The organism is Planctomycetaceae bacterium, from assembly GCA_041398825.1.
Taxonomy (GTDB): domain Bacteria; phylum Planctomycetota; class Planctomycetia; order Planctomycetales; family Planctomycetaceae; genus F1-80-MAGs062.
In genome coordinates this window covers 377529-402712 of sequence record JAWKTX010000008.1, presented here as the reverse complement: position 1 = coordinate 402712, position 25184 = coordinate 377529, and the positions used below count along the sequence as shown (strand labels likewise).

Below are 25184 nucleotides of genomic sequence, written 5' to 3'. Positions count from 1 at the left end.
CCTGTCATTGAAGAGCCCCGCTGTAAAAAACTCGACTCAGTTGGGCAGAGGTCGGCACTTCGCGTGCCCGCAATCACCGCCTTGTGGCAGCCAGCCTCCACACACACCGTGCTCACGATATTTCTTGCCTCGGCCTCGTCGTAACTCACGTGAATGAAAATTCTACCCTGACAAGGGTGGTCCATGTGCCAATTCCTCGCACGAACTCGACATTCGTATCGTGTGCGCTTGTTCTCCGGATCGGTAGGCCACGGAATTCTGGGTTGTTGTCTCGGGTCGGGCACGGGATCAGTGTCGATCAGCACAACGCCAACGAAGACGCAGCCTCCAACTCCCGCTTTTGGTCCGATGTCTGGCATTGGACATGTAGCTGGGCAAGTTTGCGGGTTCAAAGGCGCAGGCGGCGCGGGAGGAGTCACCTGCGGACCGATCAATGGTTCCACTGATGGAATGAATGGCGCTGTTGGAGGTGGAAGAATCCGCGATTGTTTCGGTTCGTTTCCAGAGAATCACGAAGGGGACATTCACAATGTCCCCTTTAGCGATTCCCCTCATTGATGCTGCCAGAGGTGCCGTAATCATCAACCACATTGTTTTGGACAAGACAGCGACCGTTCGGGTACGTCATCCCCGTGATACGGATCGTGTTCGACGAGCCGTTTGCGCAGCTGTACTGAACTTTCGGAGTCGTCGACGTGTTCACCGTCCCACCATGCGCCTGCAAGGGTACGACCCTTGACGCGGGCTCGAACTGACGCCGGGAAGATGACAATCCGCTCCCGCTGGTCGCTTGCTCCTATCAATGAACGGCGTGATCAATTCTGCTGAAAAGAGTTTTCGAATGCATCTGCTGACCGATGCTAACAAGTGCCTTCAAATCGAGCCATTCTTAGAATGGAGATTTCACGAACGAAGGATTAAGGGCATACGGTGTTTTCGATCTATGATGTCCTGAGCGACATGTTTCATATCGCTCAATGCCCGAAGTCTCAAGAACTCAATTTCATCGATGCCGCCCACTGTCTCGTTGTTCTTTTGGACCAACGCGGCAATTGCCTGACTACATCGATCAACTTCTGCTTGAGCTTCAGTCACAGCGGAGAGATCCACCAATCCGAAGCGAGCGGCCAACGCCCATGGCTTCATAAAGTGGTTTGACTCAATCCTCAAGGATTCAATCACCGAGCGATAGTTATTCGGATCAACTCCGAGATCTGGCTTGAGTCCCAAATGAGCAACGTAACAGACAACCGAAATTGCCTCGAATCTGATGGCATCTCCGGCATCATTCAGTAGGTACGCCACCATCTCAAAAGAGCCATTACCATACGGGCAACGCCGCATGTATTCCTTCCAACAGGACAACCGGAGAGATGACTCTGATTCTGCGGACAATGCGGTCGCATACACATCTTCAACGTCCCATGCAGAACAGTCTGGCCCATAAACAAAGTTTGGAACCTTCAATAGAGAAATGTCGTCCATTGCAGAACCTCGGATACTATCTCAATCGTGGCCGTGGAAACAGGATCCCAAGGGAGTTGGAATTGATTAGTGGTATGAAAAAATCCCTCAGGTGCCCACTGCGGAACACAAACCTTCCCGTCAAGAAGGCAATCTACTGGGTATCGATCTTCACAGTCGAAAATCCTTAGAGGTCATTTCAAAACTTGATTGTAGAAACTTCAATGGCAGGGGATTTGCATATTAGCGTGAGCGAAAGGAGACGCTCTTATGTTGATTACCCTGTCCTCGTGGCCGCAACGACGTCGGCCGAATACGACAGGGTCCAGGACGGCCCCGAAGCCATTTGTCAGTGATTTACAGTGGAAAGTCATCCAGGATCTGTTTGCAGATCCGGATCCATCGCCATCAGGAGGTGGCTGAGGCTGAGGTGGCTGACGTTGTGGTGGAGAAGCTCTTGGTTGGAACGCGGCGATCCCGCAACGGAGGCATGATGCGATTGATAAGACCGTTGCAATCACCGCATCCGGATACGCCACCTTCACCAGAAGACGGCTTGAAGCAATGGAGGAGTCGGCCAGCGTGGTGCCGTAGTAATAGACGGTCTGCTGATTGCCTGTACTTCCGTTGGATGCTGTGAGTGTTTCCACCTGGCCATCGGCAGTGTAGGACGTCCACGTTGTCCGATTCTTATCCCAACCGCTGGAGCCGGAAATGTAATTCTCAATCTGAGCCGTCTGACGTCCGGCATCATCGTACTCAAAACGAGTTTCGGTGTTCTTTGGATCAAACGTCGATTCCACTTCGCCTTCGCTGTTGTAGACGGTCGAGTTGACCAGAATCGTGTCGGATCGAGTCGGGACAGTCGAAGGCCGACTGAGAGCCGTCCCGCCATTCGTTCCGTAATCGGCTGAGGCAATCGTGCGTCCCACACCATCAAACCACGATGCTGCGTATGTCACACGAGCCTTCGGTGTCGTGGACGGATTGCCGAGGGCTCCGGTTTGTGTGGCAGCCGCATCATGATACCGCTGCTTTGAAGCTGTGCTCAGCACAGAACCGACCTGGTTGTAGGTCATCTCCTGCTGTTCCATGATCGTGTCACCCACGACGGTTTCTGCTTCCGCGTAGGTTGTCTCATCCAGATCGTAGCCCGAATACTGATGCGTCGCTCGCCCCAAAATGTCGTACGTGGTGTTGCTGAACAGGTCAGACCCGGCTGGCAGTGATTTGATCAGATTACCGCCTGCGTCATACCAATTGTTGCTGGTCAGCGAATTGCCTGTGGCTCCTGTACTCGGATTCACCGCATAGGCCACCGCCTGATAGACACGGCCCCGGTCATCAAACTTTGTCACCGATTTCGAAAGAAGCGTTCCGGTCGACGAGCCCCACCGGGATTCTCGCTGAATGACGCGGCTCAGGTTGTCATACACGCTGACGCTGCAGGCGTTTTCTTCTCCAATGACAGCCGTCTGACGATTGCGGAAATCGTGTTCGAAACTTGTCTCCCGGAACGTCACCGAGTCCGCGCAAGCCTCGGCCCGCGTCAGGTTTCCGTCGCCGCCATCCTGCCCGTCATCGTATTCATTGAATGTTACAAGCACCATATTGTTTCCGGAAGCACCGCCGGAACGCATTGGAGGAGTGCAGCCAGACGGCCAGTTCAGCGATTTGCCACATGCAGTGGAAAGTCGATGTAACCCGTGGCTCCCGTTGGTGAGTACCAGTCAGAGACATCGGCCTCGGGGGCAAGCGGCCAGCTGTTACGAACCCTTTCCACAAAGTCCGGATTGCTGATAAATGGCCGACCAAATGCCACAAGGTCTGCGGCACCCGATTCAACAGCAGCGTCGGCTGATTCCGGCGTGTAGCCACAGTTGGCAATCAGCGGCCCCGCGAACACTTTGCGAAAATCATTCAGGGTCATCGGTTCACCAAGTTCATGGAAACCAAATGCCAGTCCGTCCATGACATGCAGATAGGCAAGACCAAAATTGTCCAGCTGTGATGCGGCGAACAAGAACTGCTCTCTGAAATCCGGCGAACCCATATCGTTAAAAACGCCATTTGGAGCCAGTCGCACGCCAACTCGATCAGCGGGAACTTCAGATGTGACAGCCGACACAACCTCGCCCAGAAAGCGATAGCGATTTTCAACGCTTCCTCCGTAGGCATCGGTGCGATGGTTTGATTTCGACTGAAGGAACTGATCGATCAGATAACCATTGGCCGCATGAATTTCCACACCGTCGAAGCCAGCCTTCTTCGCATTGGCGGCCGCCTTGTGGTAGTCGTCCACAACGCGAGGAATTTCGTCGGTTTCCAGCGCACGAGGCGTTTCATGCGGCTGTTTTCCGATTGGTGTGTGGATGTCGTCGCCATGAATAGCAATAGCGGACGGCGCAACCGCAGGATGCCCATTGTGAAAACTGCTGTGAGAAGCTCGGCCCATGTGCCAAAGCTGCAGGAAAATGCGACCGCCTGCCTGATGAACAGAATCCACAACTCCGGACCAGCCCGCGATCATGGCGTCTGTGTAGATGCCGGGCGACTCGACCCAACCGTTCGCTTCTTCAGAGATTGTCGTAGCCTCAGAGATGATCAGACCGGCAGAACTTCGTTGAACATAGTATTCCGCCATGATGTGATTGGGGATCCGATCCGGACCAGATCGCGCGCGAGTCAGGGGAGCCATCACGATGCGGTTTGGAAGTTGCAGGTCACCTAGTGAGAAAGGCTGAAGCAGGGATTTTTGGGTCATCTCAGGACTTTGCAGATTGTGCGAGGCAGATTACGCAGTTCACGAACGTAAGAAGACAGGAATTCATCAAACGATGCCTGTTAAGAATCAGGCGGACGCATTTCAGAAAAGTGCATTGCTTTTGACAGACTGGCAACGCGTCGACGGAGAGCCTTTCGGCACGTCCTGTCGCTCACCGGTCCAGATATCTTAGCTGTCCGTTAACAATCCGGGACAGGCACGCAGGACGACTGGAAACCATCGCGTTTCAGCGTTTCCTGCTCGAGCCAGTCCTGTTTTTGAACAGGCTGCGAGGTTAGGTTAGACCTCGAGGATGTTTTAGACCTCAAGACAGAATTGGCCAAGTCACATCATGGCGCTGCGCATGGAATGCTTGAAATGAGGCGGCTCCTCGCGTTGGTTCTACGCGAACAACCCACATCACCTGCCCAGATCATTTTGCCTGATCGCTGCCAGCCTGGCCGACATCTTCTGCCGAAAGTCCTTCACCTGGCCAGCGTGCGACGGAAGTTGTGCGAGGTTTGTGAATTGCTGTGGGTCGGTTTGAACGTTGAACAGTTCCATGCCACCCTCTGCGTCCTCGCCGTATTGGATAAACGCATACTGGTCCTCTCGCAACAGAAATCCTTTTCGGCTTGGAGCCACGCTGAACGCCGCGTCACGCACAGACAAATCGGGATTGCGCAACAGCGGTGAGATGTCCCGGCCCTGAAGCCGCTCAGGAATATTTAGTCCGCATAGTTTTGCCGTCGTCGGAAAAAGATCGATCAGTTCGACCAGGCTATGGCAGACAGACGGCCTTTGGCCAGGCAAACAAATAATCAGGGGGACTGCCGCCGATTCATCCCGCAGACTCACCTTGGCCCAGAAGTCATGCTCACCCAGATGGTAACCGTGATCACTGGTAAAGATCACAACGGTGTGGTCTTCGATACCTGCGTCCCGAACGGCGGCCAGCACTTTACCGACCTGAGTGTCGACATAGCTAACGCAGGCATAGTACGCGCCGACTGCTTTTTTCTGCCGCCGCTCGTCCATCTTCATATTGAGACTGGTCTTGTAATTGATGCCTGCCTCTGGAATATCGTCCCAGTCGCCTTCGAGCTTCGGCGGCAATTCCATCCTGTCGAATGGCTTGAAGGGCCGGAAGTAGCGGGACGGAGCCACGAACGGGACATGTGGCCGAACAAATCCAACGCCAAGCCAGAATGGCTGATCCTTGTGATCGTGGATCAGTCGAACCGCTTTCTCAGCTGTCATGCCATCCGAATGCACAAGGTCATCACCCTCAGCTTCAACCACAACAAATGTATTGCCACCCACAACAGGTTTTTTGCCATCGGGGTTCCCTTCCAGGGTCTCCCCGGTTCCCACAGCTTTCCACTCCGGGCCTGGACTGTTGAATCGTTCGGTCCAGGAGAATTCATCATCGGCACCGTTGTAATGATTGTGATCCCGGCCATCGCCACCGATCTCAATTCCACCCGGGACACCCATATGAAAAATCTTACTCACACGAGCGCTGTAGTAGCCGTTGTTTTTGAAATGTTGTGGCCAGGTGGCTCGATCGCCGATTTGTGGCCTCGGGTTCGTATAACCAAGGACCCCAGTGGCATGCGGATAATATCCCGTCAGCATCGACGCCCGGGAAGGACCGCAATAGGTTGCCTGACAATAGGCTCGAGTAAAGCGGGTTCCCCGACTGGCCAGCGAATCAATGTTTGGAGTGCTGCAAACTGAGTTGCCATAACACGACAGCGCAGTCGCTGTCAGGTCATCAGACATGATCAGCAGAACATTGAGAGGGCGGGCGGCACTGGAAGGATTCGCCGATGCCGCCTCCTGACGGATTGACTCACCGGCCAGCGCCCGGCACACGAGAACGGGCAGAGTGGCCAGAAGAACAGACCAACGGAATCTTTGGCTGCCGTTCAAGACGAACTCGAGCAGAATCATTATGCGGTCTCCTGGTGGCACTTGCGTCACTTTGATGAATGCTCGTCCGAGCAAACGAATGGCACTTTCTCTGGGCGAAGCATTCAGACATCCCTGCAGAAGTCAAGCTTATCAGGTACGAACAACCGCCGCGCAAAGATCTGTTCGACCACAGAATGGTGATCAATGCAGCAGAGTCGCTGGAACAATTCCACGATGAGTCCCCATAATGCACCGACTCCCGTCGCGTAAACGCAACTCCGCAAATGGTTCGATTTCATGCAAAATTGTTCGCTCGTCCTCATCGCTTCCTTACTTCTGATCTCCGGGTGTTCTTCGGAACCGACGACAGACAGCATCGCGCATTCGGACAAACCCAATTCTGATAGTCCTGCAGGGCGCGAAGAACACGCTGATGCACATGACGGCGATGAACCGGCTGGGAGTCCATCCAGCGAAGGGACCGATGCCCCGGCGAAATCAGCCAGTCAGCGCCCCGTTGCCGATCCACTTCTGGCGGGCGTGGAGTTTCCGAATGTCGACATCCACAGCATTTTTTTGAAGTATCGATCTGCGTACGAGGCGTCTCCTGAAAATCCCGCAGCCGTTTTTGGCTACCTTCAATTGTGTCACCAGCTGGGGGTCCACTTTGGCATGGAGGGAGATATCAGCCGTTCGCATCTTGCGTCGATGCGTGCGGGAGAGATCCTGCAGAAGGCGATCGATGCGAAAATCGAGTTTCCGGCGGGCGTGAGTCTGGCGGGCGACATCCTGTTTCGATACTCCACAGCGCTCGCTGCGGATGGAAAGCAGGATCTGGCAATGTCCGCATTGCGATCAGCCATCGAAAACGGATTCACAGAATTGTCAGCATTGTCCACGGCGCCAGAACTGAAAGCCTTGCGAGAATCGGCCGAGTTCAAAGAAAGTCTGCCGCAGTGGTCGACCACCATCAAGGAATCACTGAAGGAAGAGGTCGAAGCGTTGCTTGCATCGCATGAACCATTCCCTTTCGACTTCACTCTGAAAGATGTCAGCACACTCAAGCCACTCGCGCTGGACGATTTCAAAGGGAAAGTCTGTATCGTCGATATCTGGGGAACCTGGTGTGGTCCGTGCCGGAAAGAGATCCCATCCTTCGTCAGGCTGCAGGACAAGTTTGGAGAAGCGGGTTTTCAGATGATTGGACTCAATCAGGAAAACAGCGGTGACGAAGCAACTAACATGGTCACTGTGCGTGAGGTGATTTCATCAGATGGGATCAACTATCCCTGCGCCCTCATCGACTCAAAGACACTGAAGCAGGTGCCCGATTTTCAGGGTTATCCAACAACCCTTTTCATCGATACTCAGGGCAGGGTTCGACTGAAGCTTGTCGGCTTGCATCAGTTCGAGTTTCTTGAATCTGCAGTGGAATTGCTGCTGGCTGAAGGACAGGCAAAATCTGAACCGGAATCGTCGGCCACTGAATAAGGACAGCTTCTAATGCAGTCACCCCGGGAATCAAGTGGTGGTTTTTATCGTTCAACGAGTGGCCAAATGCCGATGCCACATAGTTACTCTGCCGCACGACGCTGGTTTCTGCATCAGTGCGGTATCGGGCTTGGCAGCATCGCGGCCAACTCGCTGCTTGCCGCGACGAATCCCGCGTCGGCCGGTGTTTCGACTTCGGACGGGATGGGAGACGCAAATCCGTTGGCGCCCCGGAGCCCACACATCGCGCCAAGGGCAAAGAACGTCATATTTCTGTTCATGGCTGGCGCGCCCAGTCACCTTGAGCTGTTCGACAACAAGCCACAATTGGCGAAATATAACGGAACACTTCCTCCTGCCGAACTTCTGAAGGGGTACAGGGCCGCATTCATTAACCCCAATTCGACATTGCTCGGGCCAAAATTCGCATTTGACCGCCATGGAGCCTGCGGCGCGGAACTCTCTGAGCTGCTGCCGCACCTGGCAAAGGTCGTAGACGACATCGCCATCGTTAAATCGATGGTGACCGACGGATTCAATCACGCACCAGCCCAGATTCAGATGAGCACCGGATCGCTCCAGTTCGGCAAACCAAGCCTCGGCGCCTGGTCTCTGTACGGTCTGGGATCTGAATCTCAGGACCTGCCCGGATTTGTCGTGTTCAGCACAGGCAAGAAAGGCCCGAGTGGAGGCTCAGCAAATTGGGGAAGCGGATTTCTTCCAACGCTTTATCAGGGCGTGGAATTCAGGACCACCGGAGATCCGGTACTGTATCTCAGCAATCCGCGCGGTGTCGATCGTGCACTGCAAAGAGAATCCCTGGATGTCATCAACCAGATCAATGCGTCGCGTCTTCAGGACGTCGGCGATCCGGAGATTGCCACACGCATCAACGCCTTTGAGATGGCATACAGAATGCAGGCGACCGCCCCGGATGTCATGGACATCTCCAGTGAACCGCAGCACGTGCTGGATTTGTATGGAGCAAAGCCGGGTGAACCTTCGTTTGCGAATACCTGCCTGCTGGCCAGACGGCTCGTCCAGCGAGGTGTTCGATTCGTCGAAATCTTCCATGAAGCCTGGGACCAGCACGGCAATCTGGTCAACGACCTCAGGAAGAACTGCAAAGACACCGACCAGGCCAGTGCTGCGCTGATTGCAGATCTGAAACAGCAGGGAATGCTGGACGACACGCTCGTGATTTGGGGAGGCGAATTCGGCCGAACGCCGATGGTTCAGGGCGGCAATGATGGTCGGGATCATCACCCGAACGCCTTTACCATGTGGCTGGCGGGAGGTGGTATCAAGGGCGGTGTGACACTTGGTGAGAGTGACGAATTTGGATTCAACGCCACTGTCGACCGCGTTCATGTTCGCGACCTGCACGCAACAATTCTGCACTTGCTGGGTTTCCATCACAAACAACTCTCATTTCCGTTTCAGGGTCTCGACCAACGATTGACGGGTGTTGAAGAATGCCGCGTCGTCCAACAAATCCTTTCGTAGTAGACATGCAATGAACAACTCCATCGGCAGACCGGTTTTGAAGAGACTGCTCGCAGCAGTCGTGATCCTGTCTCCATTTTCCGGCAGTTATGGTGACGACCTCACCGTGGGAAACACCACGGCATCGAATCGCAACACCCCCATCAGAGTCTCAGAAGAAGCATTACGTATTCACCATGCGGGCATGCTGTTTGACGGCCACAATGACCTGCCATGGGAAGTACGAACGAAGGCCAATTCCAGCTTCGACAATCTGGATATCTCTCAGCGCCAGCCCTCCATACATACAGACATCCCTCGCCTTCGTGAAGGTGGTGTCAAAGCGCAGTTCTGGTCTGTTTACGTCCCGTCAGACACGATGGTTACGGGCGACGCGTTGTCTCAGACCCTTGCACAAATCAGCATCGTGCAGCAGATGCTGAAGCGATACCCCGACGACTTCGAACTGGCCAGCACGGCAAACGATATCGAACGTATCGTTGCTGAAGGAAAAATTGCGTCGATGATGGGAGTCGAGGGTGGCCATAGTATTGAAGGTGAGCTTCAAAACCTTCACCGGCTTTATGATCTCGGCTGCCGCTACATGACGCTCACCCATTCGAAGTCCCTTGAGTGGGCGGATTCCGCAACGGACGATCCCAGAGCGAACGGTCTGTCAGATTTCGGCCTGGCCGTTATTGCCGAAATGAACAAACTGGGAATGGTGATTGATTTGTCACACGTATCTCCAGAGACCATGAAGCAGGCACTCAAAGCCTCGAAAGCTCCGGTAATGTTCTCGCATTCGTCCGCTCGTGCGATCACGGATCACCCCCGCAATGTGCCGGATGATGTTCTGAAACTGACGGCGGCCAATGGCGGGGTTGTGATGGTCAATTTCTTTTCCCGGTTCGTGATTCCGACGGATCTGGCAGTACGTGACGAAGAAGCACACGGAACGATCCATGATGTTGTGGATCATATCGAACACATCATTCGTATCGCTGGTGAAGATCATGTTGGTCTGGGATCTGATTTTGACGGTGTCCCCCGGTTGCCGGACCAGCTGGAATCTGTTGCCACCTATCCACGCATTTCTCAGGAACTTGTGAACCGGGGGTACAACGCCCGGCAGATTCAAAAGCTCCTTGGCGGTAATATGATGCGTGTCCTGAAACGGACAGAGGAAGTCGCTGTGCAACTGAAAGCAAATGAATGAGCACGCCTGTTGAACTGATAGCTGCGGCCGAGATTCCCCTTGGTGAATCTCGAGAGATTGTGGCCGCCGGTCGAATCTTTGCTGTTTACAACGTGGATGGAACGTTCCACGTCATGGATGGAATCTGCCCGCATGCCGGGGGCCCCCTGGGAAAAGGGATGTTGCGAAACAACATCGTGACCTGCCCGTGGCATGGATGGCAATTTGACGTCACCACCGGGAAACATTGCCTCAATGATCGAATTTGCCAGCCGACGATTCCCAGTCAGATCGTTGAAGGGGTCGTGGTAGCCATGCTGGCAGAATAGCGTCGCTTTTGCCCGCGAAAATGTCTCAGTCGTGGTTTTCTGAGCTGTTGTTGCAGGACCGAGAACCGTCGTGACCGGTAGTCACCACTTTGACCTGCTGCATATGTTTCTGCCACGAGGATTTCAGTCAGGTTAACCCTCAGGTGGCGACGATCTCCAGCGGACGGTAGTCACGTCGGTGCACACTTGTGCCCCGACAATCCGCAAAAGCGGAAAAGTCGACTGTCAATGAGGTCATTGGGAAACAGTCCCGTACAACTCGTTGAATCTGCAAAACATCGGGAAAACACACCGTTTCGCGTCGCAGATTCGTCCCTGATTCACCGGAAAACATGTTGCGATGGCATCCCAGGAGGGACCATCATACGTGGCGACCGGTACCAAAACGTCCCGGTTTGCGCGGTTGTGACTCTGTCTTTGTTAGAGAACCTGCCACAACTCGTCCTTTCCAACTAACGCACACAGTCCGTTTCCCTCTGAAAAGCGCATCTTCAGGAACATCCGTTTCCGGCGAAATGCCGGAGTTTCTGTCTGAGGTTTGATACACAATGCGACATCTCCCGTTCCGTAAAAGTACATTCGTCGACAACCTTCGGAACCTTTTCGGGAAACCACGCTCCGCTCGTCGAGGCCGAACTCGGCACGGACGGTCGGCAGATGTCCGCTCGGAACTGCTGGAAGATCGCCAACTTCTGGCTGCGGATCTGACCCAGGCGCTGTTCAACCCCACGATTTTGGGTACATACGATGGCCAGACAACGGCGAATGATTTCGTCGCCGTGTTCACAACACCTCAGGATGCGGACGCTCTGCTGTCCGCAACAGGTGCCAGCAGTATTGAAATCTACCATGCTGTCCCGAACAGTTTCACTCTTACGTTCGATGCCGGCATTTCGATTCAGGATGCTGCCGATCGCCTGACAGACATCTATGGCTTCGAAGCGCTGGAACCGGAGCTTGAGCAGCCGGTCGAATTGCGATTCATTCCCAATGACACGTTTTTCAACGATCAATGGTACCTGAGCAACAATGGTCAGCTTGGTGCAACCGTCGGCAATGACCTGAACGTTACCAATGTTTGGGACAACTACACCGGAGCAGGCGTCGTGGTTGCGGTCGTTGACGACAGCCTGCAGCTCGTTCACCCCGATCTGATCGGAAATGTTATCAATGGGGCGAGCTTTGACTTCGTCGGAAATGATAACGATCCCACCCCGGCATCGAATTACGGCATCTCTCACGGAACAGCAATTGGCGGCTACATCGCTGCACAGGGAAATAACAACGAAGGTATCTCTGGCGTTGCCCCCGAAGCCGGCCTGGTCGGTATTCGACTTCTTCAGCCTCCGACGACAGGAACCAACCGTGGATCCACGGTGAGCCCAACGGCAGAAGGCAACGCCCTGAATTACGCTCAGGCCAGCATCGACGTTTCAAACAACAGCTGGGGCCCGGTCAGTGATGGGGCTCTCCATGGATTATCTCTGGGAGCTTCAGCTGCCCTGCGAGCGGGTGCGGAACAGGGCCGAGGCGGTAAGGGAACGATCTATGTTTGGGCTGCCGGCAACGGCAGTAGTCAAATTGACAATGTGAACTACGACGGGTACGCAAGTTCAAGGTACACAATCGCAGTGGGCGCTGTGAATAGTTCCGGCCGTTCACTCGGTTTTGAACAGGGGGCGTCTATTCTCGTCTCTGCCTATGCCAGTGGTGGCGGCAGCCCTATGGTGACCACTGACCCGATTGACACCGACATTCAGTTCAACAATCTGGGGCAGGTCATCTTTCGGTCTGACGAAGGTTACAACATCTTCGGCAACACCGATGGTGAGTCCATCAACGACAACTACACGTATCAGTATGCTCAGGGAACTTCTATCTCCGCGGCGATGGTATCCGGCGTTGTCGCATTAATGCTGGAAGCAAATCCCAACCTGACCTACAGAGAAGTCCAGGACATTCTCGTCCGCACAGCGAGACTGGTTGATCCAACGGATCCGGGCTGGAGCCTGAATGGTGCCGGACTTTGGGTAAACCACAAATACGGCTACGGGGTCGTGGATGCTGAAGCCGCGGTCAATATGGCTTTAAGCTACGTGCCGCTTGATCAGGAAACCTCTGTTACCTCCGGGCTGATTTCTCTGAACCAGACCATCCCGGACGATGGATCGGTGGTCAGCTTCCCAATCAATATGACAGGGCAGCTCAGCATCGAAAATGTTGAACTCTATTTCAATGCTCCATTCCACTTTCGCGGCGAAGACCTCACTGTCACACTGGTTTCACCAAGTGGCACCAGATCAGAACTCGCCAGCGCTCGCGTTCTGACCGGAGCAGCCAGCTTTGAGCAATACTCTGGCTGGGTCTTTACATCGACACACCACTGGGGCGAAAACGCCCTTGGAACCTGGACGCTCGAAGTCAGCGACAACACCCGGGGGATCACAGGTACGCTCAGCAATGTCCAGCTGACAGCCTTTGGCACGGAGCTACCGCTTGCATTGACGGTGACCCCGAAGGCAATTCTTGAGAATGCCGGACCAGGCGCAGCCACCGGAACCGTTTTCCGAAGTCAGTTTGCAAGCGTGGCTAACCCTGTCGACGTTTTCCTGACATCAAGTGACACGACCGAAGCAACTGTCCCGGCGGTTGTGACCATTCCCGCCGGTCGACGATCGGTCACATTCCCAATCGACATTATTGACGACACGCTTCTCGACGGCCCACAGGTCGTTCAGATCAGTGGCACTCTCGGCACCTACACCACGGGAGCCTCCCTGTCGGTGCTTGACCACGAGACCATAAATATCTCTGTCGCGGACAATGTGATTCGTGAAAGCGACGGTCCGAATGCCACAACCCTGACAATCACTCGCAGTAACAACGACCTGTTTCCGCCCAATGATCTGGTGATTGCAAATAACACCATTGAAGAATACGACGACACAGGTCTGCTCGTAAACACAATCGCCGTCCCCTGGCCAAGTGGTGTTCGCCCCGTTGGTCAGGATACCCATGACATGGTCGTCCTGGAGAACGGCAAGATTGCCGTCTACAACGGAACGACACAGGTCTTTGTCTCCGTCTACAACTTCGGGAACGACACCTGGACCCACTTCAGCGTGCCAGGGCTGTCGACCAACCCATCCGATAAATCATCCGGAGGCATCACCGCATTTGGCGACTATGTGTTCCTGACGGATATGCAGACAGCACCAGGCGACAGCTTTGGAATTGTTCGCGTCGATACGAACACTGGCGCAGTGGATCGATTTGGCACAAAGTCGTTCGGCAACCGACTGTTCGGCAACACGCTGTTCGGCGATAGTCTTTACGAGATCAATCCCGTTGATGGCTCGATCATCAAGACCATCCCAATGCCGTTCGACATCGGGGGGAACGCCGGAAGTGCGTTCGATGGAACTTATGTATACGTCCTGCATTCGTCCGTTGATACCATTTACAAGGTCGATCCCGATCTCGGTCAGGTTGTTGACACCTATTCAGTGAATGCTGTGACGTCAAGCTTTGAAGGGCTGGCTTACCTGAATGGCAAGCTCTACATCCTGGACCCGTTCCTTAATGACGAAATTCTGGAGTTCGACCTTGAACAGCGTTCAGTGACCAAACGCATGTTCGTCGGGGCGATCAACGGCTTCGATCTTTCTGGTGGACTGGCTGCCAGCCCAGAAACCGGTCACCTTTATGTGACATCCCTGTTCTCGGATGACATTCTGGAGATCAGTCCGCTCAATGGGCAGTTGATTGATCGTTTCTCATCCCAGCGCCAGTCTCAGGAAGGTCTGGCGGTTGTCGGCAGCGAAATCTACCAGAGCGTGTTCGCAAGCAATGTGATTAACGTCTTTGACCTCAACGGTGCACTTGTCCGTCAAATCAATGCGGCTTCCGGATTTATGTCGCTGGCAAGCGACGGTATCCCCGGACTGGTACCAACAGACTATCGCTACCGCGACACAACGATCGGTCTCGACGGGTTGTTGTATGCACTTGAAGACGGTGGTCTGGTTGTTGGAAAATTCGATCCAACGACGTTAGCCGTTATTGAATTCGTGACTTTGGATCGAGCAGTCCGAGCCATCACTGTAGATGCCAACGGAATCATCCTGGGAGCAGCGGACGATGGCAGCGTAGTCGAATTTGCTTCCGACGGGACGGAACTACAGGCAGTTCCATCCGGCCTTGGTGTGCTGGATGACATTGACCTGAGCGTCACCGGATCGATTCTGGTCTCCAGTTCCGTGGGAGAGTTCGCAAGAACAGACCGAACTCTGGCCGTATTCAACAGTTACATCGCCACTGATCCGGGCGATACATTCATCAGCTTCGGTGAGGCAGCAACGCGGTCTGCTTCAACAGTGACGGTCACTCTCAGCAATTCTGATCCGACGGAAGTCGGAGTGCCGCTCACCGTTACACTGCCAATTGGTGTGGGATCGATTCAGATTCCGCTGGATGCAGTGGACGATCGACTGCGGGATGGCACGCAAATCGCTTTGGTAGACGTGTCTGCGAATGGCTACTTTTCCGGACAGGGCGCAACCATCGCCGTCCTGGACACAGAGGGTCTGGAGATTGAAATTGCCGCAGATTCCGTTGTCGAAAATGACGGCACCGCTGCAACGACTGCCATCGTTCGCCGTACAGATATAGACGGCCCTTACGACTATCACGCCACACAGAAATTCGTCGGCGAAGCCCCGAGGACGATCCTGGACAACGACAAGATTCTGGCGGCTGTGTCAGTGCCTTCTCAGGTTTCTGCAATCACAGATGTTGATGTCACACTTTCACTTCAGCATGGCTGGCTCTCTGATCTTGATGTTTTCCTCGTTCATGTTGGTCAAACAGGCACCAAACGCGTGGAGCTATTCACGGATGTGCTCTCGAATGGCTCCTTCATGACATCAACGACTCTGGACGATGAAGCTGATTTCGGCATCCTGACTGGCAGTGCGCCATTCACCGGTCGATTCCGACCAGAACAATCGCTGAGTATGTTCGATGGTGATAACCCAAGCGGCACCTGGTACCTCGAAATAACAGACGACAACCCGAGCGATGTTGGAACCCTGTTTTCGTGGACACTGGATCTGGATACCGTTGGACTGGCAGCACTGACAGTCGATCTGGTCAGCAGCGATCCATCGGAGGCGACCACGGTCACTTCTGTTGTAATTCCACCGAATCAATCACAGATTGAAATCGACATCGATGCTGTTGACGATTCGCTTCTCGACGGAACACAAGTCGTTCAAATCAGCGGTTCCACAATCGACCTGACCGGCTTCCTGGCTGGCACAGATACACTGGATGTCCTGGATTATGAGACATTGTCAATGGTCGCGGCAGACTCGACAATTCCGGAAAACGGAGGCGCGGGAGCAACGACGCTGACCATCTCTCGGAATAACACGGACCTGCTGTCGCCATTAAACGTTTCGTTGACCAGCAGCAATCCCTCGTCTGTCTCCGTACCGGCGATCGTGACCATCCCTGCCGGACAGTCTTCTGTTGTCGTCCCGGTCGATGTTATTGATGACAACATCGTTGAAGGTCCCGAGTCGATCACCATCACGGCAGCTGCTGCCGGCTATGTGAACCAGGTGACAACGGATCTGGTGGTTGAAGATATTGAGCCAAGCCTTCGGATTACCTCACCAACCACGACCGTTCTGGAAAACTCGGGTTCAATTACATTGACATTGTCCCGAGTGGATCAATCCGACATTAGCCAGGCAATGGTCGTGAACCTGCTCAGCAGCGACACAACAGAGCTGCAGGTACCTCCAACCGTGACGATTCCCGCCGGCGCTGCATCGGTGCCGTTCGTCGTTACGATTCTGGACGACAATGTTGACGACGGCACAATCGCAGTCACCATTGAGGCATCAGAATTTTCAATCTCTCCCGGCAGTCTGGTCCTGAACGTTGCAGATCATGAAACTGTGACTGTCACCGTTAATCCGTCGCAGTTCCTGGAGAATGCCGGAGCGAATGCAGCCACTGGTACGGTCACACGAAGCGACATCGATTCGGTCAACGATCTGATCGTTTCACTGGCAAGCAGTGACGAAACAGAACTGACAGTGCCTGCGACGGTCACGATCCCTGCTGGCAGTTCGTCGGTTGATTTCCCGATCACTGCAGTTAACGACCCCGATGCAGACGGGCCTCAACACGTGACCATTAGCGTCACGGCAACCAACTATGTGTCCGGCAGCACGAATGTGACGGTTCTTGATCACGAGCCTCCCGTTATCGTCGGACCAGCTCCGCTGACAGAAGGACCGCGTTCCACCATTACATGGACGGCAATTGCAGGAGCAACCCGGTATGACGTGTGGGTCGACAACGTCACAACGAAGGTACGAGAGTACCTGCGAAACACCACACTCACTACCAATGAATGGACTCCGACGGAGCACCTCGGCATCGCAACGTACCGTGTTTGGGTGCGAGCATACGACTCACTGGAAAGGCCGGGGTTCTGGAGCGATCCTTACCTGTTCCGCGTAGTATCAGCACCAACCATCACAACACCCGTGCAGGTTGGCAACAAAGCAACAACGGCCTTCCCGACCATTTCATGGACGGCGATTCCGGATACCGCTCGATACGATCTCTGGGTCAACAACATCTCAACGGGGCAAAGCCAGGTCATTCGTGAGGTGGATCTCACAACGACCAGCTATACGGTTCTCGAAAGCCTGCCTTCCGGAGAATACAAAGCCTGGGTGCGAGGCATCAATAGTCGCAATGAACCCGGACGCTGGAGCGCAGCGAAATCATTCACGGTGCTCTCCACACCCGTTGTAACAACTCCAACAGGCGGTACCTTCGACCACACACCAACGTTTGAATGGACTGCTGTCTCCGGAACCACTCACTACGACCTTTGGGTGCAAAACTCGAAGACCGGCGAAGTTGTTCTCCGGAATCAGTTTATCCAGTCGACATCACTGACTTCACAGATTGACTTGCCGGCTGGTGACTATCTGGTCTGGGTTCGTCCGCTCCGCAACAACATCTATGGCAACTGGTCGCCAGTACAGCGATTCGGAATCGACCAACCACCCGTTGTGTCTTCCCCGTCCGCAGGCAGCGTTGCTTCCGGTACGCCTCAGTTCGTCTGGAGCAGCGTCAGCGGAACGGAACGCTACGAACTTTGGGTCAATAAGACAGTCAACGGCGTGACAACTCGGGTGATCTACGAGACCGAGCTGACAAATACCTCCTTCACGCCAGCAACGAATCTGGGAGCCGGAGCGTACCGCGTCTGGGTTAGAGCGGTTAGCGACATGGGCCTCGCAACTCGGTGGAGTTCCGTGGTAGCTTTCAGCATCGTGTCAGCCACCGACACTGATGTTCTACCAACCGAAGAGCCGAACGTTCAGTTGACGGCTGTTTCTGAAGGTGTCGAATCATTCGTCATGACGACGGCTCAGTATCCACTGCAGGACGTCAAGTTGAATCCACAGCTCGACAAGCCTGCTGTACCTGAATTCAGCAGCATCGCTCCCACCGACAACCCGGCGAGCGATACAGAAGAGGTATTGTTGTGCGATTCCGTGATGGCCGACTGGAATGCTGCAACGTGGTGGGAGGAAGGTTCGGAAGAGGAATCCTCCAACGGTCACACCAATCTGGCCGCAGCAGCAATCCTGGCTCTGGCGACACCGAAGCGTCGAAACCGACGTGAAGATGGCGAGAACTGATAGGTTCAACGAAGACTGAACCACCAGAGATTGTCGAAGCGGAACAGGTCATGACCTGTTCCGCTTTTTTTTTGCCCCCACTTCGGTTCGAATGAAGCACTTCAGGCGATTGCCATTCAGAACGCTTTCGAACGTTTCCGTGTTGCTCCAGGGCCTGGGACTTTAGATATACAGGGATTTGCTGGAAAGGCTGTGTCACTTTCGCAAAGTGTTTCACGCCGCCACCCGCGGTGTACCGCGGGTCACCTGCTTCGGTCTCCTATGCAGGGATTCAACGTTTACGCATCAGTCGCCCTTTGTCTCTCGGTGGCAGTTGCCGTACATTGAGCACACCGCTGCCAGTTTGTGGTGCAGTCTTCACGTGTTCGTCCTTGCAAGAAGTGAAATGAGCAATACATCCATACTGATCTTCGGCGCTTCAGGCGACCTTACATCTCGAAAACTCATTCCTGCGCTCTACCAGTTGTCACGGCAGGATTATCTGAAAACCAATTGTCCGGTGATTGGTGTTGCGCGGCGGGAAAAGACGGACGAAGAGTTTCGAGCGGAATTGCGTGAAGCAATTCAGGAACGACTGGGGGAAGACAAGTTCGACGAAGCCGCATGGCAAAGGTTTGCCAAACAGCTTTTCTACCGCCGTCTGGATATCAATAAAACGGCTGACTACGACCAGCTCAATCAGGAGGTAACCGCCATTGAGGCGAAGCTTTCAGAAGGGCAACGGTCTCGAGTCGTTTACCTGGCGACAGCGCCATCACTCTTTGCCGATGCGGTCGAAGGTCTTCACTGTGCCGGAATGATTCCAAACCGTGCTGACGAAGGACAGCTGCGAGTTGTCGTTGAAAAACCATTCGGTCACGACCTGGCGTCAGCCCAGGAACTTACTGAACAACTCGCAAGCCGCCTCCGAGAAGATCAGATCTATCGAATTGATCACTACCTGGGCAAAGAAACCGTTCAGAATATCCTTCTGTTTCGTTTCGGTAATGCCATCTTTGAACCGCTTCTGAACCGAAACCATGTTGACCACATTCAAATCACCGTTGCTGAATCACAGGGTATGGAAGGTGGGCGAGGCGCCTATTACGATACTTCCGGCGCATTACGGGACGTCCTGCAGAATCATGTCCTGCAGCTGCTGTGTCTGGTCGCGATGGATCCGCCTTCGCTGTTTCAGGCCAGAGAAATCCGCGACGAGAAAATGAAAGTGCTTCAGGCACTTCGACCCGGACATTCAGGTTCCGTGGGCAACTGGGCGGTTCGTGGACAGTACATGGCGGGGCTGGTTGATCGACAGCCCGCACTGGGCTACCGCGAAGAAGAACGTGTGAACCCGAATTCGAATCGCGAAACATTTGTCGCAATGAAGGTTGCCATCGACAACTGGCGATGGGCGGGCGTCCCGTTTTATCTGAGGACCGGCAAACGGATGCCCAAACAGCTGACAGAAGTCGCGATTCAGTTTAAGAATCCCCCGCTGAATCTTTTCTCGACTGTCGAATGTGATGGTGATCTGTGCGATCTGGTGGAAACACGCCCCAACCAGTTAATCCTGAGGATTCAGCCACACGAATCCATCTCACTGCGTTTCTCGACTAAACGCCCCGGCATGCAGTATCAGGTGCAGCCAGTGTCTATGGATTTTGACTATGAAGACCACTTTACCACGCATCTTCCTGAGGCATACGAACGCCTGCTGCTGGATGTGATCCGTGGCGATTCCACGCTCTTCACGCGCAGTGATGAGCTGGAAGCAGCATGGAGATTCGTAACACCGGTGCTTGACGCATGGGAATCGAGTTCTTCTTCACCGGATCTTTACCAGGCGGGAACATGGGGCCCTCCGTCTGCCGACCGATTGATTGCGGACTCAGCTACAACGTGGCGAAGCCCGCGATGATTCAGACGGTAACGGAATCAGATTCCGGGATTTCCGTCTGATTCGAGGCTTTAAACTCATCGTCAACACACATCGTCTGCAGAAGATGTACCAGCCGTCGAGTCCCCAGCAGCGCGGCCGCGTGTGTCGCGTCCGTGATGTTTACGGAGCCTGCCATGACGGCTGAATTCGCGGCCCTGATGATCACCTTGCGCACGGCGGGAAACGCAGACACTTTCTCGACAAATTCAGAAAGCCCTGCGTCGCGACGTTCGAGCAGTTCAAACATCTCTTTCAGATTTTCATACGGTATTCGCTCCACGTGTGGCCCCGCTGAAATAAAGTGAGGTGGATCAATCCTTTGAATCATCTCGATCACCCAGCCTGAGTTAAGGAAGTTTTATTGAAGGTAATTCAGCAGTGTCGGTTGAAGGATTTTTGAGACAGCGGCAACCGTATACTGCTGAAGATTTGTAAGTTCCTGCATGCGAACGACTGCTGCCGTGATATCGGCCGCTGTTGTTTCGTTGTATTCCAGCTGCTCATTGAGAGTCAGATCTTCCGTCCGAATCTGCAAACGATCGAGTTGCTCGAGGCTGACAGACTGAACACCGACCATATCAAGAACGTGATCGTGGACGCGTTGCAGATCTCCGACCCGCCGATTGATCGCCTCACTCAGCTGAGAGTCCGACAGACCTCGAGTATTGCGAATATCATCCCGAAGCTGTGTGATTGCGGCAAAGACGTCAGACGTACCCGGGAACTCGATGGTGTCGGAGCCAACACGATCAACCAGTGCCGTGTCCAGAAAAACAGTCGAACCATCCCGGCTGTCAGTCACTGACTGATTGGCAGCAAATGTCAATGGCGTTGAGCTTGCGCCTCCATCGACAGAGACTTCTCCATCCGCAGTGATGTCGACTTCACCAGAAAAACCGGGAGTAATGGACGTCGTGTCGACGTGAACGACCTGCCCCTGAGTGTCGATAATTCTCAGGTCCGTATCGGTCGAACTGAAATCGACAGGTGCCCCGCCATTCAGCGAAATCGTCCCAAAGGCACCCGTACCGCTCGTGTCAGTAATCTGGATTCTGTGCACACCGGCCGCACCAATAATGGTATCCGAAGTCGCTGAACTGGTTCCTGCTGCCACGCCCGATCCCGGTGCAAACGTGGTCGACGAATGCGTAATGTCAATCGTTTTCGTACCCGTCGCAGTAGATATCCCGCTGCCAGCGCGGACATGCGTACTGCCAATAACCACCGGATTCTCGCGAGCCTGCGGCTGAAACACATCACCACCAGGCAATAACGCTTTGCGATCGACGTCGCCTGTCAGATGCAGCTTCGTGTTCTCAACAGATCCTCTATAAACGGCATTGCCGGTTGCGGTAACTTCAAATGGCCTGACCAGTGTCGACGTGCCACTAAACAAGTACCCACTTTCATCCTGCGAGTTTGCAACGCTGACCAGTTGCTCAAGAATTCCATCGAGTTCGTGGGCCAGAATGCTGCGCTCAGACTCGTCAGTGATTCCATTCGCCGATAAAGCAATATCACGGGCTCGCAGCAGCAGATTGCCAGCTTCGCGAAGCTGAACATGCGCCTGATCCAGACGAGATTTGACATGCCCCAGTGAATTCGTGTGGGCGGTCAGACGATCGAGGCGATCTTTCTGGATCAGTGCACGCCTCATCGCGACCGGATCGTCCGACGGTCGCTGCATTTTTTGTCCGCTGCTGATCTGCTGCTGCACATCAAACAGTTCAGCAGCCTGTCGCTGCAGATGTCCGCGGGCAGTGTTGATCGCGTGTTGTTGAGTTATGCGAATTGTCATGTTGGTTTATCCACTGATCTTCAGTCTGCCCGTTTCGGGGGGATCCATCCCAACTCAATTCACCAGAAATAAAGAGCGACGTATCCCGCCGCACTCAGAGAAGCACCACTAAACAATTCGGAATAATTCATCGAGCGTTGCATTCACCGATGTGATAAATCGAGCGGCTGCCTGGTACGCTCGTTCCACTTCCATGATCTTCAGCATTTCTTCGTTGACGTCGACGCCGGAAACGGCAGCGCGGTCTGCTTCCAGACGCTGCTGATACGATTCGGCCTGCTGGCTCTGAACGCGAGCCGTTTGCACCTGCAACCCGGCATCTGCCGTGATATCCGCCATTTCTTCAACAAATGTCCGCTGTTGAAGTCCACCAAATCTCCTGTCACGCAATCCGGCCAAAGACGCAAAATTGCTGGCATCGCCCGTAATTCCGGATTTTGTCCCGGCAATGTTTCCTGGGTTCTCGAAGACCTCCGTCCGAACACGGAAACCCGCTACATCGACTCCATCGAAAAATGAATTCAATCCCGTCGCGGCCAGTAAGCCCGTGCTGTCCGAATCTGTGACGGCAAAAACCGACGCCTGGTCCGTCGCATTGACGTCGCCCGAACTCAGCTGAAATGATAAACCGTTTTCCAGAGACAAAGCCGTTCCTGCCTGATACCCCTCACCCACCTGATGAGTCGCAATCACAACGCCGGACTGATTTCGAATCGTCGCCGAAAGATTGGGGGTGACACCAATAGTGCCCGCTCCGGAGTACTCAACAGAATACTGCTCGTTGACGCCACCAGTGAAAGTTCCGTGAAACGAAGGGACAGCGGACCCGGTGTGCAGACTCAGGTCCGGCTGATTGTCGACTCGGCCGGCAAAGTCCAGGGAGTAACCGGATTCTGCACTCAGATTCAACGTTCCCCGAACAGTGTCGACGTGGAAGTCAGCCCCGTCAGTGCCTCAAACTGATCCGCGATATCAGAAAGTGAATCGGTCGCCGGATTGATTGAGATTTTCCGGGTCGATCGATTGCCGGTGGCATTTTCTGTGATGGTGACGTAAATGTCGCCCTTCGACACCGGGAATGCCGTCTCCGCGTACAGCAACGGCGAATTCACATCCCCGACAGACCTTGTTCCCAGAAGAGAAACAAACGGCCCCGAATCCGGTAACCCTTTCGCATGCTGTTCGTCAACGGCCTGTACCACCTGCTGAGCAAACGAATTGAGTCGATCTCGCGCGTCAGGGATCGTCCTGTTTGTGGCTTCCAGCAATGCCTTGAGTTTCCCACTGTTCATGGGCACTTCGAGATGCATCGCCGACTGTGTCACCGCAAGATCACCATCACTGTTCTCGGTCAGCTGAAACCCGGCTCCATTCTGACCAATGATGCTGGTGCCGCCGCGGCAATGACGTATTCCTTTCCGGATTCGTTGGTGGCAAGATCAACTTCCATCCATTGGGCCAGCTCCCCATCAGGCATCACGCTGGTCAACACAGATCGTTGGTTCCTTCTGTTGACCGCGTGCGATAAAGATCTGCTGATTGATGTCGGCAATATGCGTGATCAGACGATTCACTTCGGCGAGCCCGTCTTCCAGCGCTGCGTGCGTATCGCCGTCGAGTTCAAGAAGTGCCTGATCCAGGTGAGCAAATCCGTTGGTCAGCTCCTGCGCGGAAGAGAGCATTTCGGCCCGAACGGACATATCCTGAGGTGCGTTGGCGACCTTCTCCAGTCGATTGAAGAACTCGGAAATGTTCGCATGGATCGAAGTTTCGCTCGGCGTCAGGATTGATTCGATCTGCGTAGCCACATCCAGCGATTGCTGACTGTATCCGGACAAAGAATTGTTCCGCAGCAAAGCTGTCTCGACGGAATCGTTCTTCATCCGGGTGATTCTGGCAACACGAACCCCGACATCATTAACAAGCTCCGGCCGCTGCCGGTGATATCCGGGCGTTGAAGCATTAGCAACGTTGTTGCCAAGAATTTCAAGGGACTGCTGGTGCGCTCGCAGTGCCGTCAGCCCGATACTAAAGGAATTCATTTTCTCAACCCTTCTTACGATCGGGTTCTGAATTGAATGCCATCCGATGGCATCGACCGCACACCGTTTGCCGTGTAGCGACTGTCGCCTGATCCCCAAGCACTTCATTTAATAACTTACAGCATTGATCACGTGAGTTTCATTCATAATCCAGGACACGACCGCCCCCAGATGCTGGGTTGCGTGAGTACCGGCGCAGGCGTCGCTGGCAGGTCACGAGTGCAGTAGCGGTTTCGGTATCACTCACTGCCACCAGGTTGGAGAGATTAACTTCACCGATTGACAGGCCGGACCGATACCCGATGTGCATCAGGATTGCCGCACGGCGTTCCGCCAGAGTTTCTGAGACTGTTGCAGCCTGATCCAGACGCTGACGAAACACTCGCTGACTTTCCGGAGACACAATCATCTGAGGCATGTCCTGTATGACTTTGGAAAACGCGCGCAATGCTTCTTCCGAATCCAGATGGCTGATCAGCGACTGCACATCCCGAAGCTGCAGTCGAGGTGTGACTCGCCCGGATTGGTCGACTGCCGCAGTCTGAGTTGCATTTGCCCCCATTGACTTTTCCCCAAACATGGACATGGCTGCTTATCGATTCGAAGTCTGATAGGCCGCAATGGCCGCACTGACAGAGTTCCCGGACCGAACGAGCTCTGCGTCGTCAGCCCCCGCCTGTCCGATCCCCGCTGATGTTAGAAATCGGGACAGACCAATGCCCCCGGCATCAGCCATATGTTGTCCCATCATCATGTCAAACATCCCCCCAAACGTATCACTCTTGTCACCGGCAAAGAGTCCTTCGCCGGACTGAGTCTGTCTCATCTCTTTCAGCATCATGGAAATAAAGACTGACTCAAAACCAGTAGCTGCCTTTTCCGCCTGCAGGTTCTTCTGATGGTTTTTGAGTTCCTGTAATCCCTGCCCCACAGAACGAAGTACCGATGCCCCCATCGAAAGTGCATTGGGTAGTGCAGTCAATGCCATTCCAGGAATTGCCGGATTCATTGCGCGAGTCCTTTCGCCAAATTGGTCTAT

At 54.1% G+C, this 25184-nt stretch carries 18 protein-coding genes; 6 read left to right on the top strand and 12 right to left on the bottom strand.

What is annotated here, in order from left to right; translation table 11 throughout:
• Positions 1 to 903 precede the first annotated feature (903 nt).
• The 5 genes from R3C20_16430 to R3C20_16410 form a co-directional block, all read right to left on the bottom strand.
• Positions 904 to 1485, bottom strand: a complete 582-nt coding sequence (locus tag R3C20_16430; protein MEZ6042091.1) for a hypothetical protein — start codon at positions 1483 to 1485, stop codon at positions 904 to 906.
• Positions 1486 to 1685: 200 nt separating this feature from the next.
• Positions 1686 to 3104: a hypothetical protein gene (locus R3C20_16425; GenBank protein MEZ6042090.1), complete on the bottom strand. Its 1419-nt coding sequence runs from the start codon at positions 3102 to 3104 to the stop codon at positions 1686 to 1688.
• A gap of 26 nt (positions 3105 to 3130) precedes the next feature.
• Entirely contained in the window at positions 3131 to 4228 is a 1098-nt protein-coding gene (locus tag R3C20_16420; protein MEZ6042089.1) for an alkene reductase, read from the bottom strand.
• 420 nt (positions 4229 to 4648) lie between these two features.
• Positions 4649 to 6184 (bottom strand): sulfatase, encoded by a 1536-nt coding sequence (locus tag R3C20_16415; protein ID MEZ6042088.1) that lies wholly within the window; start codon positions 6182 to 6184, stop codon positions 4649 to 4651.
• 83 nt (positions 6185 to 6267) lie between these two features.
• Positions 6268 to 6444: a hypothetical protein gene (locus tag R3C20_16410; protein MEZ6042087.1), complete on the bottom strand. Its 177-nt coding sequence runs from the start codon at positions 6442 to 6444 to the stop codon at positions 6268 to 6270.
• Here R3C20_16410 and R3C20_16405 point away from each other — a divergent pair.
• From R3C20_16405 to zwf, 6 genes are all read left to right on the top strand, one after another.
• The gene (locus R3C20_16405) at positions 6443 to 7636 is read left to right on the top strand and encodes a TlpA disulfide reductase family protein (protein MEZ6042086.1); all 1194 of its coding nucleotides are present in this window, start codon (positions 6443 to 6445) and stop codon (positions 7634 to 7636) included. The genes R3C20_16410 and R3C20_16405 overlap by 2 nt on opposite strands.
• A gap of 66 nt (positions 7637 to 7702) precedes the next feature.
• Positions 7703 to 9142, top strand: coding sequence for a DUF1501 domain-containing protein (locus tag R3C20_16400; GenBank protein MEZ6042085.1), 1440 nt, complete (start codon positions 7703 to 7705; stop codon positions 9140 to 9142).
• Between the two features lie 10 nt (positions 9143 to 9152).
• Positions 9153 to 10340, top strand: coding sequence for a dipeptidase (locus tag R3C20_16395; protein MEZ6042084.1), 1188 nt, complete (start codon positions 9153 to 9155; stop codon positions 10338 to 10340).
• Positions 10337 to 10648 (top strand): Rieske (2Fe-2S) protein, encoded by a 312-nt coding sequence (locus R3C20_16390; protein ID MEZ6042083.1) that lies wholly within the window; start codon positions 10337 to 10339, stop codon positions 10646 to 10648. Before R3C20_16395 ends, R3C20_16390 begins: the two co-directional genes overlap by 4 nt.
• A gap of 548 nt (positions 10649 to 11196) precedes the next feature.
• Entirely contained in the window at positions 11197 to 18384 is a 7188-nt protein-coding gene (locus R3C20_16385) for a S8 family serine peptidase (protein ID MEZ6042082.1), read from the top strand.
• Positions 18385 to 18769: 385 nt separating this feature from the next.
• On the top strand, positions 18770 to 20284 hold the full coding sequence (zwf, locus tag R3C20_16380; protein ID MEZ6042081.1) for a glucose-6-phosphate dehydrogenase: 1515 nt from the start codon (positions 18770 to 18772) through the stop codon (positions 20282 to 20284).
• Position 20285: 1 nt separating this feature from the next.
• On the opposite strand, the gene R3C20_16375 is transcribed toward zwf, so the two are convergent.
• From R3C20_16375 to R3C20_16345, 7 genes are all read right to left on the bottom strand, one after another.
• Positions 20286 to 20633: an HDOD domain-containing protein gene (locus R3C20_16375; protein ID MEZ6042080.1), complete on the bottom strand. Its 348-nt coding sequence runs from the start codon at positions 20631 to 20633 to the stop codon at positions 20286 to 20288.
• A 30-nt stretch (positions 20634 to 20663) separates the two neighbouring features.
• A complete protein-coding gene (gene flgL, locus R3C20_16370) occupies positions 20664 to 22103 on the bottom strand; it encodes a flagellar hook-associated protein FlgL (protein MEZ6042079.1) in 1440 nt (479 codons plus the stop codon).
• Between the two features lie 108 nt (positions 22104 to 22211).
• Positions 22212 to 23012 carry a flagellar basal body rod C-terminal domain-containing protein gene (locus R3C20_16365; GenBank protein ID MEZ6042078.1) on the bottom strand — a complete coding sequence of 267 codons (801 nt, stop codon included), beginning with the start codon at positions 23010 to 23012 and terminating at the stop codon, positions 22212 to 22214.
• A complete protein-coding gene (locus R3C20_16360; GenBank protein ID MEZ6042077.1) occupies positions 23009 to 23395 on the bottom strand; it encodes a hypothetical protein in 387 nt (128 codons plus the stop codon). The genes R3C20_16365 and R3C20_16360 overlap by 4 nt, the downstream gene beginning before the upstream one ends.
• Positions 23396 to 23572: 177 nt before the next feature.
• Positions 23573 to 24145, bottom strand: coding sequence for a flagellar basal body protein (locus R3C20_16355; protein MEZ6042076.1), 573 nt, complete (start codon positions 24143 to 24145; stop codon positions 23573 to 23575).
• Between the two features lie 139 nt (positions 24146 to 24284).
• Positions 24285 to 24731 carry a hypothetical protein gene (locus R3C20_16350; protein ID MEZ6042075.1) on the bottom strand — a complete coding sequence of 149 codons (447 nt, stop codon included), beginning with the start codon at positions 24729 to 24731 and terminating at the stop codon, positions 24285 to 24287.
• Positions 24732 to 24737: 6 nt separating this feature from the next.
• Positions 24738 to 25154, bottom strand: a complete 417-nt coding sequence (locus R3C20_16345; GenBank protein ID MEZ6042074.1) for a rod-binding protein — start codon at positions 25152 to 25154, stop codon at positions 24738 to 24740.
• Positions 25155 to 25184 lie beyond the last annotated feature (30 nt).

What these genes read in the sequence shown, in the direction of transcription:
- R3C20_16430 (MEZ6042091.1), bottom strand. Translation starts at nt 1,485, where the DNA reads ATGGACGACATTTCTCTATTGAAGGTTCCAAACTTTGTTTATGGGCCA.
- R3C20_16425 (MEZ6042090.1), bottom strand. Translation starts at nt 3,104, where the DNA reads ATGCGTTCCGGCGGTGCTTCCGGAAACAATATGGTGCTTGTAACATTC.
- R3C20_16420 (MEZ6042089.1), bottom strand. Translation starts at nt 4,228, where the DNA reads ATGACCCAAAAATCCCTGCTTCAGCCTTTCTCACTAGGTGACCTGCAA.
- R3C20_16415 (MEZ6042088.1), bottom strand. Translation starts at nt 6,184, where the DNA reads ATGATTCTGCTCGAGTTCGTCTTGAACGGCAGCCAAAGATTCCGTTGG.
- R3C20_16405 (MEZ6042086.1), top strand. Translation starts at nt 6,443, where the DNA reads ATGCAAAATTGTTCGCTCGTCCTCATCGCTTCCTTACTTCTGATCTCC.
- R3C20_16410 (MEZ6042087.1), bottom strand. Translation starts at nt 6,444, where the DNA reads ATGAAATCGAACCATTTGCGGAGTTGCGTTTACGCGACGGGAGTCGGT.
- R3C20_16400 (MEZ6042085.1), top strand. Translation starts at nt 7,703, where the DNA reads ATGCCGATGCCACATAGTTACTCTGCCGCACGACGCTGGTTTCTGCAT.
- R3C20_16395 (MEZ6042084.1), top strand. Translation starts at nt 9,153, where the DNA reads ATGAACAACTCCATCGGCAGACCGGTTTTGAAGAGACTGCTCGCAGCA.
- R3C20_16390 (MEZ6042083.1), top strand. Translation starts at nt 10,337, where the DNA reads ATGAGCACGCCTGTTGAACTGATAGCTGCGGCCGAGATTCCCCTTGGT.
- R3C20_16385 (MEZ6042082.1), top strand. Translation starts at nt 11,197, where the DNA reads ATGCGACATCTCCCGTTCCGTAAAAGTACATTCGTCGACAACCTTCGG.
- zwf (MEZ6042081.1), top strand. Translation starts at nt 18,770, where the DNA reads ATGAGCAATACATCCATACTGATCTTCGGCGCTTCAGGCGACCTTACA.
- R3C20_16375 (MEZ6042080.1), bottom strand. Translation starts at nt 20,633, where the DNA reads ATGATTCAAAGGATTGATCCACCTCACTTTATTTCAGCGGGGCCACAC.
- flgL (MEZ6042079.1), bottom strand. Translation starts at nt 22,103, where the DNA reads ATGACAATTCGCATAACTCAACAACACGCGATCAACACTGCCCGCGGA.
- R3C20_16360 (MEZ6042077.1), bottom strand. Translation starts at nt 23,395, where the DNA reads ATGAACAGTGGGAAACTCAAGGCATTGCTGGAAGCCACAAACAGGACG.
- R3C20_16355 (MEZ6042076.1), bottom strand. Translation starts at nt 24,145, where the DNA reads ATGAATTCCTTTAGTATCGGGCTGACGGCACTGCGAGCGCACCAGCAG.
- R3C20_16350 (MEZ6042075.1), bottom strand. Translation starts at nt 24,731, where the DNA reads ATGTCCATGTTTGGGGAAAAGTCAATGGGGGCAAATGCAACTCAGACT.
- R3C20_16345 (MEZ6042074.1), bottom strand. Translation starts at nt 25,154, where the DNA reads ATGAATCCGGCAATTCCTGGAATGGCATTGACTGCACTACCCAATGCA.